This window comes from Paraburkholderia sp. J63 (genome assembly GCF_905220245.1).
Taxonomy (GTDB): Bacteria; Pseudomonadota; Gammaproteobacteria; order Burkholderiales; family Burkholderiaceae; genus Paraburkholderia.
The window spans coordinates 117183-132858 of sequence record NZ_CAJMZF010000008.1; the positions used below are offsets into that span (position 1 = coordinate 117183).

Annotated in this window: 12 protein-coding genes; 5 read left to right on the forward strand and 7 right to left on the reverse strand. The window is 67.6% G+C overall.

What is annotated here, in order from left to right; genetic code table 11:
• Positions 1-11: 11 nt before the first annotated feature.
• From U5775_RS11470 to U5775_RS11485, 4 genes are all read right to left on the reverse strand, one after another.
• Entirely contained in the window at positions 12-2576 is a 2565-nt protein-coding gene (locus tag U5775_RS11470; protein ID WP_322058251.1) for a DNA internalization-related competence protein ComEC/Rec2, read from the reverse strand.
• 121 nt (positions 2577-2697) lie between these two features.
• Positions 2698-3486: a TatD family hydrolase gene (locus U5775_RS11475; protein ID WP_322058252.1), complete on the reverse strand. Its 789-nt coding sequence runs from the start codon at positions 3484-3486 to the stop codon at positions 2698-2700.
• Positions 3487-3581: 95 nt separating this feature from the next.
• A complete protein-coding gene (gene lolD / locus U5775_RS11480; protein ID WP_322058253.1) occupies positions 3582-4313 on the reverse strand; it encodes a lipoprotein-releasing ABC transporter ATP-binding protein LolD in 732 nt (243 codons plus the stop codon).
• Positions 4306-5559 carry a lipoprotein-releasing ABC transporter permease subunit gene (locus U5775_RS11485; RefSeq protein WP_322058254.1) on the reverse strand — a complete coding sequence of 418 codons (1254 nt, stop codon included), beginning with the start codon at positions 5557-5559 and terminating at the stop codon, positions 4306-4308. The genes lolD and U5775_RS11485 overlap by 8 nt, the downstream gene beginning before the upstream one ends.
• A 387-nt stretch (positions 5560-5946) precedes the next feature.
• Between U5775_RS11485 and U5775_RS11490 the strand changes: the two genes are divergently transcribed.
• From U5775_RS11490 to U5775_RS11510, 5 genes are all read left to right on the forward strand, one after another.
• Positions 5947-7128, forward strand: coding sequence for a regulator (locus U5775_RS11490; RefSeq protein ID WP_322058354.1), 1182 nt, complete (start codon positions 5947-5949; stop codon positions 7126-7128).
• Between the two features lie 43 nt (positions 7129-7171).
• A complete protein-coding gene (gene recJ, locus U5775_RS11495) occupies positions 7172-8878 on the forward strand; it encodes a single-stranded-DNA-specific exonuclease RecJ (protein WP_322058255.1) in 1707 nt (568 codons plus the stop codon).
• A 106-nt stretch (positions 8879-8984) separates the two neighbouring features.
• Positions 8985-10089, forward strand: a protein-coding gene (gene prfB, locus U5775_RS11500; protein WP_322058256.1) for a peptide chain release factor 2 whose coding sequence is annotated in 2 segments (ribosomal slippage) — positions 8985-9065 and positions 9067-10089 — 1104 coding nt in all. Because the reading frame shifts where the segments join, the coding sequence is not laid out codon by codon here.
• A gap of 123 nt (positions 10090-10212) precedes the next feature.
• A complete protein-coding gene (lysS, locus tag U5775_RS11505) occupies positions 10213-11748 on the forward strand; it encodes a lysine--tRNA ligase (protein ID WP_322058257.1) in 1536 nt (511 codons plus the stop codon).
• 338 nt (positions 11749-12086) lie between these two features.
• Positions 12087-12821 carry a glycine zipper 2TM domain-containing protein gene (locus U5775_RS11510; RefSeq protein WP_322058258.1) on the forward strand — a complete coding sequence of 245 codons (735 nt, stop codon included), beginning with the start codon at positions 12087-12089 and terminating at the stop codon, positions 12819-12821.
• A gap of 149 nt (positions 12822-12970) precedes the next feature.
• Here U5775_RS11510 and iscX read toward each other — a convergent pair whose 3' ends face one another.
• The 3 genes from iscX to hscA all read right to left on the reverse strand — a co-directional run bounded on the left by iscX (position 12971) and on the right by hscA (position 15555).
• Positions 12971-13168: a Fe-S cluster assembly protein IscX gene (gene iscX, locus U5775_RS11515; protein WP_322058259.1), complete on the reverse strand. Its 198-nt coding sequence runs from the start codon at positions 13166-13168 to the stop codon at positions 12971-12973.
• Positions 13169-13193: 25 nt separating this feature from the next.
• The gene (gene fdx / locus U5775_RS11520) at positions 13194-13535 is read right to left on the reverse strand and encodes an ISC system 2Fe-2S type ferredoxin (RefSeq protein WP_322058260.1); all 342 of its coding nucleotides are present in this window, start codon (positions 13533-13535) and stop codon (positions 13194-13196) included.
• Between the two features lie 148 nt (positions 13536-13683).
• A complete protein-coding gene (gene hscA / locus U5775_RS11525; protein ID WP_322058261.1) occupies positions 13684-15555 on the reverse strand; it encodes a Fe-S protein assembly chaperone HscA in 1872 nt (623 codons plus the stop codon).
• Between the last annotated feature and the right edge of the window lie 121 nt (positions 15556-15676).

Consider the following 15676-nt stretch of genomic DNA (forward strand, 5'->3'; position numbering starts at 1 on the left):
TTGCATGCGCGTCACTCCTGCGCCTCCATCCAGTAGCGCCGCTGGGTATCGCGATAGCGCTCGACGGTCAGCGCGCCGGGCGCTGCTTCGACACGTGCCGCGCCATCGGCGTCGCTGCGCGCTATCACGATGTGGCGCGACGCATAGCGCGCAAACACCGCCGGGTGCGGATGGTGAAACCGATTCAAAAATCCTACCTGAAATATGGCGACGAGCGGCCAGACAGAGTCGAGGAACGGTTCAGTCGACGATGTCTTGCTGCCATGGTGCGGCACGACCAGGACCTGTGCCTGCAGGCGGGCGGCGTCGCGCACGACGAGCGTGCGCTCGGTGGGCGCCTCGATATCGGCGGCAAGCAGCGCGGAGACGGCGCCTCCCACCGTGTCGCGCCCGGCCGCCGTGGAGACGCGCAGCACGCAGCAATGCGAATTGGGTTTGCCCGAGAGCGGCCCGGCGTTTGGCCAGAGCACCTCGAACGTCACGCCGTCCCACTGCCAGCGCTGCCCGGCCGCGCACTGCACGAGATCGGCGCCCAAACGGCGAGCGCTTGCCCAGAGCGGATGGCTGGGCAGGATGCCCGCCACGAACTGGCGCACGGGCACGGCATCGAGCACGGCGGGCGCGCCGCCCGAATGATCGGAGTCGTCGTGGCTCACCATGAGCGCGTCGAGCCGCATCACGCCGTGCGCCTGCAGATAAGGCACGACGATCCGCTCGCCCGCATGCGTGGATTCGGGTCCCGGGCCCGCATCGAAGAGCAGCGTATGCCGCGCGGTCTCGACGAGCACCGACGTCCCCTGTCCGATGTCCAGCGCCGTCAGGCGGAACGCGCCAGGCGGTGGCCCGTTCGGCGCTGGCACGAGGAGCGGCAGCCAGGTGAACGGCGCGAGCCAGCGCAGCGGCCAGCCACGCGGCGCGAGACACCACGCGACGCCGACTGCCGCGCAGCCCAGCGCCCAGTAGCCGGGCTGTGGCAGACGCAGCACGGCCCAGGGCCACCCTTCCAGCGTTGCGAGCGCGGCGGCAAGCGCCTCGATCAACGTGTGCGCCGTACGGAACGCGAGGGCATCGAGCGGTGCGGGCAGCACGACGCCCGCCAACACGGTCGGGGTCACGAACACGCTCACCCACGGAATCGCGAATGCGTTCGCCAGCGGACCGATCAGCGGGATCTGCATGAACCAGTACGCGGTGAGCGGTGCCAGCGCGAGCGTGACCGCCCACTGAACGCGCGCTCCGTCCCCGATCCGCGCGCCGAGGCGCCGCACGGCCCGACGCCAGCGTTCGCGACTGAAGGCCGCGCAGAAGCGCGCGTAGAAACCTGGTGGACGGCTCACGCCTTGCGGCTCCTCTTCCCTCTCGCGCATCGGGTCGACTTCTTCTGGCGCAAGCTCGATATCGTCGAATCGACGCACGCGCGGCCTACCGCTCGCCGCGTAGAGAATGGCCGCGACGGCGCCAAACGAGAGCCAGAATCCAGCCGCCGTCACCGCCCATGGATCGCGCAGCAGGACGAGACCGAGCGCCCATGCGAGCACATGCGCGCGCGGCATTTCGCGCGAACTCCATAGCGCCACCGCCGCAACGGCGAGCATCCACAGCGCGCGCTGCACGGGCACGTTGAATCCGGCCAGCGCGGCGTAGGCCGCCGCCGCGCAAAGCGCCCCGGCAACGGCCATTTTCTGGGCAGGCACGAGAAGCGGCGCCTCGACGCCGCGCCAGCGCAGGCGCCGCCAGAGCGCACCCATGACCCAGCCTGCCAGACCGGCGACGAAGGTCAGATGCAGCCCCGAGATCGCCACGAGGTGACTGGTGCCTGTGTTGCGCAGAAGCCGCCAGTCGGCGTCGCTGACGGCATCCTGCGCACCGGTCGCCAGCGCCACGACGATGCCGCGATGCGGCGCATCGGCGAGCACGGCATCGACCCGGGCGCGCACCGCTGCGCGCGCCCGCTCGATGCGAACGCCCATACCCTGCGCATCTGCGGCCAGCCGCCGTGCGTGCTCCGGCACGTTGACATAGCCCGTCGCGCGCACGCCGCGCGAGAGCAAGGTGGTTTCCACGTCGCGCAGACCGAAATTGCCTTCGCCGTGCGGACGCTTTAAACGCACGGTCAGACGCCAGCGAGCGCCGGGCTCAAGGCGCGGCAGCGGTGCGTCGCGTGCCACCCAACTGAGCTGTATCAGTTGGGGCAGCTTCGCCGCGCCCGACCATGCGGGCCAGGACTCCACGGCAAACAGGAAACTCGCCTTACCCGCGTCATGGGCGAGCACGCGGACGATATGTCCGGTCACGTCGATGTCGCGCGCCTGCCACGCGGCAGGCAACGCAACGGCCAGCCGCAGTTCGGCGCGCCAGGCGGCATAGCCGAAGCCCACGCAGACCGACGCCACGCAAACAGCAGCCCACGCGGCGAACTTGCGTACGTCACCCGCCGCATCGCGCAGCATCCACGCCGCGCCCAGCGCCGCCACCGCGAGCACCACCAACGCAAGCCACGCGCCCCGCCCGGGCAATGCCGCCTGACGTTGCAGCGCGATCACCCCGAGCGCAAATCCGCACCACACTGCCCGCATCTGGCCTCCCTCGTTGCCGGGCGGGATGCAAGCATCGGCCGCCACATACCGTTGCGCACGCAACGATATGCAGCAGCTTCATCGCGCAATTCATGCGAATCGCGCGCCACCCTCGAAGGAATTATGCAGACGAAAGCGCGAGCCGGGGCAGCGCCGCCGCTGCGTTGGCCGTTGTGCCAAGGGCGAGTTCTTCGGGCGTCAAGCCACGCAAGGCGGCGAGCACGGCGCCGATGCGCGGCACCTGATCCGGCGTGTTGCGCGCGCGATAGAGCCAGGACGGCGAGATGTCGGGCGCATCGGTTTCCATGACGATCGCCTCGAGCGGCAATTGCGCCGCGAGGCGCCGGATCTGCAAGGCCCGCTCGAAGGTCACGTTGCCGCCGAAGCCCAGATGCATGCCTTGCTCGATGAACGCATTGGCCTGCTGAAAACTGCCGTTGAACGCATGGGCGATGCCGCGGCGTACGTCATTGCGGCGCAGCCCCTTGAGCACCTGATCCTGCGACTTGCGCACGTGACAGATCGCCGGCAAGTCGAACTCGCGGGCAAGACGCAGTTGCGCGTCATAGAAGTGCTGCTGACGGGCGTCGTCGAGACCCGGCACGAAGTAGTCGAGACCGATCTCGCCGATGCCGACGAAGCGCGGATCGGCGAGACTCGCCTCGACCTCGGCGCGCAGCGCGTCGAGGTCCTCGTCGCGCGCTTGCGGCGTATAGAGCGGATGAATCCCGAGCGCGTAGACCGCGCCCGGCGTGCGATGCGCGAGCGCGCGCACGGTCGCGAAATTCTCGCGCGCGACGGCGGGAATCACGATGCGCGTCACGCCCGACGCGCGCGCCGCCAATGCCACCGTGTCGCGATCGGCGTCGAACTCGCTGGCATCGAGATGGCAATGCGTATCGATCCACATGGAAAATGCGCTCCCGCCGCGCTGTGACGTCGCCGGCGGCACCGGCTCGATGCGGCCCGCCGCAGGCGAGGCACATCGGAAGCCGGCGCCGTCGATTACACCGGAACGACCGGCTCCTCGTGCAACATGCCGTCGCGCAGCCGCACGATGCGGTCGCAGCGCGCCGCGAGATCCTGATCGTGCGTGACGATCACGAAGCTCGTCTGGAACTGGTCGGACAATTCGAGCATCAGGTTGAACACCGTGTCCGCCGTGCTGCCGTCGAGATTGCCGGTCGGCTCGTCCGCCAGCACGCACGCGGGCCGCGTGACCAGCGCACGTGCGACCGCCACGCGCTGGCGCTCGCCGCCCGAGAGCTCGCCGGGACGATGCCGCGCGCGATGGTCGAGACCCACGCGCGCGAGCATCTCCAGCGCCTCGCGGCGCGCGTCGTCCTGCGTCATGCGGCGGATGCGCAGCGGCATCGCCACATTGTCGAGCGCCGAGAACTCCGGCAGCAGATGGTGGAACTGATAGATGAAGCCCAGCGCGCGGTTGCGCAAGTCGTTGCGCTCGCGCTCGGAAAGCTCGGTGAACGGCTTGCCGAGCAGCTTGACGTTGCCGGTGCCCGGCTCGTCGAGCCCGCCCAGCACGTGCAAGAGCGTGCTCTTGCCCGAGCCCGACGCGCCCACGATCGCCAGCTTCTCGCCGCGCTTCACGGCGATCTCGGTGTCGTGCAGGACGTTCACCGAAAGCTGGCCCTGGCCGAACACCTTCGAAATGCCGTGCGCTTCGAGCACGTACGGATAGTCGCCCGCCGTGGCGAGGATCGATTGACGGTCATTCATAACGCAGCGCCTCCGCCGGACGAACCTTGGCCGCGCGCCAGCTGGGATAGAGCGTCGCGAGCGCGGACAGCACGAACGCAATCGAGCCGATGCGGATGACGTCGGAGGCGACGAGTTCCGAAGGCAGCTCGCTGATGAAATAAACAGACGGCGGCAGGAATTGCACGCCGAAGAGGTGCTCGATCATCGGCACGCTCCAGGGAATGCTCCACGCGATCAGGCAGCCGAGCGCGATGCCGATGGCGGTGCCCGCGAAGCCGATCGTCACGCCCTGCACGAAGAAAATCTTCATGATCGAGCCGGGCTGCGCGCCCAGCGTGCGCAGGATCGCGATATCGGCCTGCTTGTTGGTCACGGTCATCACGAGCGACGAAACCAGATTGAACGCCGCCACCGCGATGATGAGCGTGAGGATGATGAACATCATGCGCTTCTCGATCTGCACGGCCGAGAACCAGGTCTTGTTCTGCTGCGTCCAGTCGCGGATATAGAGGTCGCCCGAGAGCGTATGCACGAGCTGGCGCGCCACCGCGGGCGCGCGCTGCATGTCTTTCAGGCGCAGCCGCACGCCGGTTGGCGCGGGCAGCCGATAGAGCACCTCGGCGTCGTGGATGTTGATGAGCGCGAGCGAGCTGTCGTACTCGTAGTGCCCCGACTCAAACACGCCGGCCACCGTGAACTGCTTCAGGCGCGGCAGCATGCCCGCGGGCGTGATGCTGCCTTCGGGCGCGACGAGCGTGACCTTGTCGCCGACCGTCACGCCCAGACTCACGGCAAGATCGGCCCCGAGCACGATATTGAAGCTGCCCGGCGTGAGGTCGTTCATGCTGCCGGCCTTCATTTCCTTGTTGATGTCGGACACCTGCGGCTCTTCGGACGGCTCGACGCCGCGCAGCGCGACGCCGCTCAGGCTCTCGCCGCGCGTGAGGAGCGCCTGGGCGTCCACATAGGGCGCGGCGCCGATCACCTCGGAGTTGGTCTTGGCCTCTTTCGCGGTGAGCTGCCAGTCGGGCATCGAGCCCGTCGGCGAAAAGATCTCGATGTGCGCGAGCACGGAGAGCATGCGGTCGCGCACATCGCGCTGGAAGCCGTTCATCACCGAGAGCACGACGATCAGCGCCGCCACGCCAAGCGCGATGCCCGACATCGAAATGAGCGCGATGAACGAGATGAACCCGTTGCCGGTCGTGCGCTTGCCGGCGCGGGTATAGCGCCAGCCTATCTGCCATTCGTAGGGAAGTTTCAAGCGAATCCTTTTGTGCGTCTTCGTTGCGCGCGCCAATCGTTGCGTGTGTCGGCCTGCAAGCCCGTGCGCAAGCCCAATTACGTGCCGGAGCCAGTCGGCGATCAACCGCGAAGTTTGCCACACTAGCGGCACCTCACGGACTTTGCGCCACCGCGGCCTTGTGCCCGCGCCTGGTCCGGGTCCTTTCCCTTGGATGCGGATTCCCGGTCCGGGTGCCCGGATTGTCGCCGATAAGTCACTGATTTCTATTGGTTCCCTATGGCGCCCTTGTCCAGCTTGCGTGCGATTCCCGCGCAGCGGCGGCCCGCCGCCACCGCTCGCCGCAACGCGTTCGAGGACCTGGGCACGACGCGTGCCGCCCCCATGCGCCACCTGGGCCGAAGTACAATGCGCACCATCATGCCTGTCGACCGTCTCCATCTTCTCGTGCCGTTTGCGCTGCCGTCCGCGGCGGCGGCCTCCACCGCTCTCGCGGGCCTCGAATATCCGGCACTCTCGAAACTGGTCGCGCGCGCGAGTCTTGGCGAGCAGGTGATCGGCGAGGATTTCCAGCGCACGCTGCCGCACGAGCGCTGGGTCGCGCGCGCGTTCGGGGCGGCCGCGCCTCAGGCAGCCAGCACGCCGGGCAAGCCGGGCACGAGCGCCGCGGCCGACGACGAAGCCCCGCTCGCCCCGTGGATGCTGCTCGCCGACGGCGGCACGCCCGGCGACGCCACCTGGGCCTGCATCCAGCCCGTGCACGTACGCATCGCGCACGACCATCTGGTGCTGATCGACCCGGCTTCGCTCGAACTCGCCGACGCCGATGCCACCGCGCTCTACGCCGTCGCGAAGCCGCTCATCGAGGAGCTGGGCGTGCGCGTCGAAGCGCCCTCGCCGCAGCGCTGGTACCTGTCGAGCGAGCAGTTCGGCACGCTCGCGGGCGCGTCGCCGCTGCGCGCGAGTGGACGCAACATCGAAATCTGGCTGCCGCACGAGGCGCATTCGGGCCAGCGCTCGCGCGCCTGGATGAAGGTGCAGAACGAGGTGCAGATGGCCTGGTTCGAGCACCCCGTCAACGAAGCGCGCGAGGCGCGCGGCCTGCCTGCCGTGAACTCGATCTGGTTCCATGCCCAGGGCGCGCTGCGCCCGGTCCAGCGTGCGTTCGCACGCGTGCGCTCGGACGCGGCGGCCACGCGCGGGCTCGCGCTCGCTGCCGGCGCCGAGCTGGGCGCGGCGCCCGAGACGTTCCGCGCGCTTGCGGCATCAGCGGGCGCCTCAGCCGGCAACACCCCCAACAGCGCACCGAATGGCGCTGCCAGCCCTGAAGCGCGCGGCGCCACGCTCGTCGAGCTCGACCCGTTTTCGGCCGCCTATATCCAGCAGGACTGGAGCCGCTGGAACGCCGCGTTCGCGCAGCTCGAGCGCGACTGGTTCGCCCCCGCGCTCGCCGCGCTCCAGGCCGGCGAGCTGGCCGAGCTCGGCCTCACGCTGTGCGGCGACACCGGCTCGGTCACGCTCACGGCCACGCGCGGCGACCTGCGCAAATTCTGGCGACGCCGCGAATTCGCGTCGCTGTTCATCGAATAACGTCCAACGCGCGTTGCCGCGTTTCTTCCAGGACCCCTTCCGCATGACCCGAATCGTCACCCGCGCCTGCTCCCCCGCCGATACCGAAGCGCTGATCCGCCACGGCCTGCATCCGGTGCTCGCGCGGCTCTATGCCTCGCGCGGCGTGTGTCAGCCCGACGAGATCGAGACCGGCCTGAACCGCCTGATGCCGCCCGCCGGCATGAAGGGGCTCGACGAAGCCGCCGAGCTGCTCGCCGACGCGCTCGAAGCCGAGTGCCGCATGCTCGTGGTCGCCGACTACGACTGCGACGGCGCGACCGCCTGCGCGGTGGCCGTGCGCGGCCTGCGCATGTTCGGCGCGCAGATCGACTATCTCGTGCCGAACCGTTTCGAGTATGGCTACGGCCTCACGCCCGAGATCGTCGCGCTCGCTGCCAAGCGTAAAGGCGGTCAGCCCGACCTGCTGATCACGGTCGACAACGGCATCGCCAGCGTGGAAGGCGTCGAGGCCGCGAACGAGCTCGGCATCGAAGTGCTCGTAACCGACCACCACCTGCCCGGCGACACGCTGCCGGACGCGCGCGCCATCGTCAATCCGAACCAGCCGGGCTGCACGTTCGAGAGCAAGTGCATCGCGGGCGTGGGCGTCATGTTTTATACGCTGCTCGCGCTGCGCGCCGAGTTGCGCAAGCGCGGCTGGTTCGACGAGGCGCGCCCCGAGCCGCGTCTCGATGGCCTGCTCGATCTGGTCGCGCTCGGCACCGTCGCCGACGTCGTGAAGCTCGACTGCAACAACCGCGTGCTCGTCGCTCAAGGCCTGCAGCGCATCCGCAACGGCCGCATGCAGCCGGGCATCGCGGCCCTGTTCCGCGCCGCGGGCCGCGACGCGAAAAGCGCCTCGGGCTTCGATCTCGGCTTCGCGCTCGGGCCGCGCCTGAATGCGGCGGGCCGTCTCTCCGATATGTCGCTCGGCATCGAATGCCTGACCACGGACGACGTGGGCCGCGCGTGGGAACTCGCCCAGCAACTCGATTCGATGAACCGCGAGCGCCGCGAAATCGAGGCTGGCATGCAGCAGCAGGCGCTTGCCGATCTCGCCCTGGTCGATCCGCAGGACAACGCCACGCTCACGCTCTTCAACGAGAGCTGGCATCAGGGCGTGATCGGCATCGTCGCGGGGCGCCTCAAGGAAAAGTTCCACCGCCCCTCCTTCACGTTCGCGCCCGCCGACGACAACGGCGAGCTCGTGAAGGGCTCGGGACGCTCGATCCCCGGTTTCCATCTGCGCGACGCCATCGACCTGATTTCGAAGCGCGAGCCGGGCCTGATCCACAAATTCGGCGGCCACGCGATGGCCGCGGGCATGACCCTCGCCGCCGCCGACGTGCCGCGCTTTGCCGCCGCGTTCGAGCGCGTGGGCCGCGAATGGCTCTCCGCCGAGGCCCTCGCGCGCACCGTGGAAACCGACGGCGAGCTCGAAGATGCCTGGTTCACGCCCGATTTCGTCGAAATGCTCGATGCGGCCGTCTGGGGCCAGGGCTTTCCGGCGCCCGTGTTCTCGGGCGAATTCGAGGTGGCCTCGCAGGCGCTCGTGAAGGACAAGCACCTGAAGCTGCAACTGCTGCGCGGCCGCCAGCGCTTCAATGCGATCTGGTTCAACCACACCGAGTCGCTGCCGCAGCACACGACCGTCGCCTACCGGCTCGTGCGCGACACATGGAACGGCGTCTCGCGCGTGCAGCTCGTCGTGGAGCACGCGATGCTCTGAGCGGCACACAAAGCGCGAGCCGGGCGGCACCGCACCGTCCGCCGCGCCCTTGACGCAGGTCCAATCGGCTATAATTCAATGTTTTACACGCCGGATCACGACACAAATGGAAGCGGAACGTCTCAACGCGATCGAAGCCCTTTTGGCGGACCTGCGCATGCGCGCGGGCGAGCTACGGGGGTATCTTTGACTACGACGTAAAAGCCCGACGGCTCGTCGAAGTCAACAGCGAACTCGAAGACCCCAACGTCTGGAACGACTCGAAGCACGCCCAGGGTCTCGGCAAGGAAAAGAAGCTGCTCGAGGGCGTGGTGCACGTGCTCGACGGCATCGAAAACGACACGCGCGACACCCAGGATCTCTTCGAGATGGCGCGCGAGGAAGGCGATGAGGACACGCTCGTCTCCATCGAAGCCGACGCTCAGGAAATCGAGAAGCGCGTCGCCGACGTCGAGTTCCGCCGCATGTTCGCGAACCCGGCCGACCCGAACAACGCGTTCATCGACATCCAGGCGGGCGCGGGCGGCACCGAGGCCTGCGACTGGGCGTCGATGCTGCTGCGCCAGTACGTGCGCTACTGCGAGCGCAAGGGCTTCAAGACCGAAGTGCTCGAAGAGTCCGAAGGCGACGTGGCCGGCATCAAGAGCGCGACCATCAAGGTCGAGGGCGAATACGCCTACGGCTTCCTGCGCACCGAAACCGGCATTCACCGCCTCGTGCGCAAGTCGCCGTTCGACTCGTCGGGCGGGCGCCATACGTCGTTCTCGTCGGTGTTCGTGTATCCGGAAATCGACGACTCGTTCGAGATCGAAGTCAACCCGGCCGATCTGCGCATCGACACGTACCGCGCTTCGGGTGCGGGCGGTCAGCACATCAACAAGACCGACTCCGCCGTGCGTATCACGCACATGCCGTCGGGCATTGTCGTGCAATGCCAGAACGACCGCTCGCAGCACCGCAACCGCGCCGAAGCCATGGCGATGCTGAAGTCGCGCCTGTACGAAGCCGAGATGCGCAAGCGCCAGTCGGAGCAGGACAAGCTCGAAGCGGGCAAGTCGGACGTGGGCTGGGGCCACCAGATCCGCTCCTACGTGCTCGACAACAGCCGTATCAAGGATCTGCGCACCAACGTCGAAATCAGCAACACCAAGGCCGTGCTCGACGGCGATCTCGACGCCTTCATCAGCGCAAGCCTGAAACAGGGCGTGTAAGCCCGGGCGCCGCCCTCTGCGCCGCGCCGCGGCCCGTGAGGCATTACGCCCGGGCCGCAAACCGAAACATCCGCGCGAATCATCTGCGACAAACAAGCCGCGAATCAAAACATCCGAGCCACCATGACCGAACCGACCCAGCCGACCGCGGCCAGCGCCGCGCCCGAAGTCGACGACAACCAGATCATCGCCGAGCGCCGCGAAAAGCTGCGCGCGCTGCGTGAAGCGGGCGTCGCCTATCCGAACGACTTCCGCCCCACCCACCACGCCGCCGACCTCCAGCGCGACTACGCCGACACCGACAAGGACGCGCTCGAATCCCAATCTCTCGAAGTTTCGGTTGCCGGCCGCATGATGCTCAAGCGCGTGATGGGCAAGGCGAGCTTCGCGACGGTGCGCGACGGCTCGGGCCAGATCCAGTTCTTCATCACGCCCGCCGACGTGGGCGAGGCAACCTACGACGCGTTCAAGAAGTGGGACCTCGGCGACATCGTCGCCGCGAAGGGCGTGCTGTTTCGCACCAACAAGGGCGAGCTCTCGGTGCGCTGCACCGAACTGCGCCTGCTCTCGAAGTCGCTGCGTCCGCTGCCGGACAAGTTCCACGGCCTCTCCGACCAGGAAATGCGCTATCGCCAGCGCTACGTCGACCTGATCGTCACGCCCGAGGCGCGCGAGACCTTCGTGGCGCGCACCAAAGCGATCTCGTCGGTGCGCCGCTTCATGGCCGACGCCGGCTTCATGGAAGTCGAAACGCCGATGCTGCACCCGATCCCGGGCGGCGCGGCGGCCAAGCCCTTCGTCACGCACCACAACGCGCTCGACATGCAGATGTTCATGCGCATCGCGCCCGAGCTCTACCTGAAGCGCCTCGTCGTGGGCGGCTTCGAGCGCGTGTTCGAGATCAACCGGAATTTCCGTAACGAGGGCGTCTCGCCGCGCCACAATCCAGAATTCACGATGATGGAGTTCTACGCGGCGTACACGGACTACACGTGGCTCATGGACTTCACGGAACAGCTGATCCGCCAGGCGGCCGTCGATGCGCGCGGCAACGCCGTGCTCACGTACCAGGGCCGCGAGCTCGATCTGTCGAAGCCGTTCCATCGCCTGACGATCACGCAGGCGATCCAGAAGTACGCGCCGCAGTACACGAACGAGCAGCTCGCCGACGCCGCCTTCCTGCGCGCAGAACTCAAGAAGTTCGGCGTGGACGCGAACCAGCCCGCGTTCCTGAACGCCGGCGTGGGCTCGCTCCAGCTCGCGCTGTTTGAGGAAACCGCCGAGTCGCAGCTCTGGGAGCCGACGTTCATCATCGACTACCCGGTCGAGGTTTCGCCGCTCGCGCGCGCCTCCGACTCGACGCCGGGCATCACCGAGCGCTTCGAGCTCTTCATCACGGGCCGCGAGATCGCCAACGGCTTCTCGGAGCTCAACGATCCGGAAGACCAGGCCGCGCGCTTCAAGAAGCAGGTCGAGCAGAAAGACGCCGGCGACGAAGAAGCGATGTACTACGACGCCGACTACATCCGCGCGCTCGAGTACGGCATGCCTCCGACGGGCGGCTGCGGCATCGGCATCGACCGCCTGATCATGCTGCTCACGGACAGCGCCAGCATCCGCGACGTCATTCTCTTCCCGCATCTGCGCCGCGAAGACTGAGCATCGAAACGCCACGGCGTGCCCGTCTCGCTGGAGACGCGCGCCGAACGGGGCGCACGCGGTTCACGCCGCATGCGCCCCGTTTGTATTTCTCTGAGCGCGTCAGCCGACGTTCAGGTATTTGTAACCAGCGGTAAAAGTGTCCGCCCGCGTACCGGGCACGCCAGATGCCCTATCTCTGGAACCCGCGTGATAGCAGGCTGTACGGAGATGACACACGTTCGCTCCCTTTTTCGTCTTGCGCCCGCGCAAGCAGGGTTACAAGTTGAAACGCCCGGTTTGAGAAATCGGCTCAAACTCATCGAACGTAAACCAACTCTGCCAAGACGGAGGCTCTCATGAACAATCTCGATCCGAAACCGACCACACCGAAGCGCCGTATTCATCCGCTCGTTGCCACCGCCGCAGCCGCCGTGATCGTGGCGAGCCTCGCGGCCACGGCGGCCATTACCGGCGTCTTCCCCAAGGCCTCCAGCACTGCGGAGCAGAGCGCGCAGAGCCAGAGCGGACAGACCGCGTTGATGGCGTCGCAACCCGTGGTCGACTCGACCCGGCCCGCGACCAGCGCGCAAATCGCACAGAATGGCGCCCCGAACGCCGCACCGGGCAACGCGCCCGCGGCGGAGCCTCAGCCCGCGCCGACCGCCCAGCAACAGGCCCCGGCACCAGCCGCCCCGCCGCCGCAGTACGGCCAGCAACCGCAGCAATATGCCCAGGAAGCCCCGCCCCAGCAGGTTGCGTGCGCCTCGTGCGGCGTCGTCGAGGGTATCTCCGAGACGCCTCATGAAGGCCACGGCACCGGCATCGGCGCGGTAGGCGGCGCAGTGGCGGGCGGCGTGGTCGGCAACCAGTTCGGCAGTGGCGGCGGCCGCACGGCAATGACCGTGCTGGGCGCGCTCGGTGGCGGCCTCGCCGGCAATTCGGTGGAAAAGCACATCCGCAGCACCACGAGCTACTCGATCCGCGTGCGTATGGATAGCGGCAAGACGCGTTATTTCACCTGGCACGAAGCGCCGCCGTTCCAGCAAGGCCAGCGCGTGCGCGTCGAGCATGGTACGCTCACCGCGGCCTGAAGCCCCGTCGCTCAGGTTCGCGTTGCATGCGTAGCGGGTGCGCGGCGTTAGCCGTCAAACCCGCATGCCGCAAAAACAAAAAGGCGATTCACCCCCAGGGTGAATCGCCTTTTCTCATTGCTGCCGGCGGCCGGCTCGCGAACGTGGAATCAATATTCCGCGTCTTCGATCCAGGCCGCCTGGATGGCCTCCAGGATTTTCTCGTTCGAGCGCTCGGGATCGTCGTCGAAGCCTTCGAGCTCGGTGATCCAGCGATGCAGATCGGTGAAGCGCACGTACTGCGGGTCGATCTCCGGATGCGTATCCGTCAACGCTATTGCGATGTCCTGCGTATCGGTCCATTTCATGGCAGCGCGCTCCTCTCTCCGATGATTAGTGGTTTTCCTTGGCGTGATTGATCGAGTAACGCGGAATCTCGATCACCAGGTCGTCTTCGGCGGGCACGAGCGCCTGGCACGACAGCCGCGAAGTCGGCTCCAGACCCCACGCCTTGTCGAGCAGGTCGTCTTCGGTTTCCTCCGACGGCTCGAGCGCGCCGAATCCTTCGCGCACGATCACGTGACAGGTCGTGCACGCACAGGACTTTTCGCAAGCATGTTCGATCTCGATGCCGTGCTCGAGCAGCGCATCGCACACACTCTCACCCGGCTTGGCGTCGATGACCGCGCCCTCCGGACACAGTTCGACATGGGGCAGCACCACGATTTGAGGCATTGTGATTTCCGTATCCAATAACTTCTATCGGGCGCGCCCCGTCTGCCGACGGTGTCATCGCCCATTCTACTGAGGTCGCGCGCCTTGCCACATCGGGAAAGCACGCAGGCGTTGCATGCTTTCCCGCGCGTTGGCCGGCGCGCCTGATTTAGCCGATTTCGTCGAGCCGCTTGCCCGCGAGCGCGCGCTTGATGCCCTTGTCCATGCGGCGGGCGGCAAACTCGTCGGTGCCTTCGGCAAGCGACTTGGTCGCCGCTTCAATCGCATCGGTGTCTTCGCCCTGCACGACTTGCGCGAGCGCGGCGATCAGTGCGTCGAGTTGCGCGCGCTCGGCATCGTCGAGCAACTCGCCATCGGCGGCCAGCGCCGATTGCGTCGCCTCGATCACGCGCTGCGCCTCCACCTGCGCCTCGCGCAGCGCGCGCGCGCGCATGTCGACGTCGGCGGTCTTGAAGCTGTCTTCGAGCATTTTGGCGATGTCGTCGTCGGCGAGACCGTAGGACGGCTTCACCACCACCGACGCCTCCACGCCCGAAAGCTGCTCGCGCGCGAACACGGAGAGCAGGCCGTCCGCATCCACCTGGTAAGTCACGCGGATGCGCGCCGCGCCCGCCGCCATCGGCGGAATGCCGCGCAGCTCGAAGCGCGCGAGCGAGCGGCAGTCGGCCACGAGCTCGCGCTCGCCCTGCACCACGTGGATCGCCATCGCCGTCTGGCCGTCCTTGAAGGTCGTGAAGTCCTGCGCACGCGCGACCGGAATGGTCGAGTTGCGCGGGATGATCTTCTCGACGAGGCCGCCCATCGTCTCCACGCCGAGTGACAGCGGGATTACGTCGAGCAGCAGCCAATCATCCTCGCCGCCGCGATTGCCGGCGAGCAGGTCGGCCTGGATCGCCGCGCCGAGCGCGACGACCTGATCCGGGTCCAGATTCGTGAGCGGCGGCTGGCCGAAGAACTGCTCGACCGCGCGGCGGATCACGGGCATGCGCGTCGCGCCGCCCACCAGCACCACGCCCTTCACGTCCTTCGCGGTCACCCTCGCGTCGCGCAGCGCCTTCTTCGTGGGCGTGAGCGTGCGCTGCACGAGCGCCTGCGTGAGCGCCTCGAAGCGCGGCTCGTCGATCGTCAGCGCGATCGGCGTGCCGTTCGAGAGCGTGACTTCGATGCGCGCTTCGGGCGCCGACGAGAGCGCTTCCTTCGCGTCGCGCACGCGGTCGAGCAGGAGGCGCACGTCTTCGGGCGCGAGCGTGGCGCGCTCGATGGCGGCCTGCTCCAGCACCCAGGCAAACAGCGCGTGATCGAAGTCGTCGCCGCCGAGCGCGGAATCGCCGCCCGCCGCGAGCACTTCGAATACGCCCTTGGTGAGCTTGAGGATCGACAGGTCGAAGGTGCCGCCGCCAAGGTCGTAGACCGCGTAGAGCCCTTCGGCGCCGTTGTCGAGACCGTAGGCGATGGCCGCCGCGGTCGGCTCGTTCAAGAGGCGCAGCACGTTCAGGCCGGCAAGGCGCGCGGCGTCCTTGGTCGCCTGGCGCTGCGCTTCGTCAAAGTAGGCCGGCACCGTGATGACCGCGCCGACGAGATCGTCGCCGAGCGTGTCTTCGGCGCGCTGGCGCAGCGTGGCCAGGATTTCCGCCGAGACCTCGACCGGGCTCTTCACGCCGTCGATGGTCTGGATCTGCACCATGCCCGGCGCGTCGACGAATTCGTAGGGCGCGTTCGCCGCGCCTTCGACTTCAGCCTTGCCGCGGCCCATGAAGCGCTTGACCGAGACGATCGTGTTGCGCGGGTCGGTGGCCGCGTCGGCCTTGGCCGTGCGGCCGATGCGGCGGCCGCCGTTCGCGAGATAGCGCACGACCGAAGGCAGCAGCACGTGGCCGTCCGCGTCGGGCAGCACATCGGGCACGCCGCTGCGCACCGCGGCGACCAGCGAGTTCGTCGTGCCGAGGTCGATGCCGACGGCGAGCCGCCGCTGATGCGGCGCCGGCGCCATGCCGGGTTCGGAAATTTGCAGTAGTGCCATCTGTGTGATCTGAGTGATCTGTTAGGGGCCGCCTCGCATCGTCGACCGGTCGGTCTCTACGATGAATCGGCGGCCCTGTCCTGTGTCCGTGTTCTGCGCTCTTTCTGCCCGCGCACCCAAC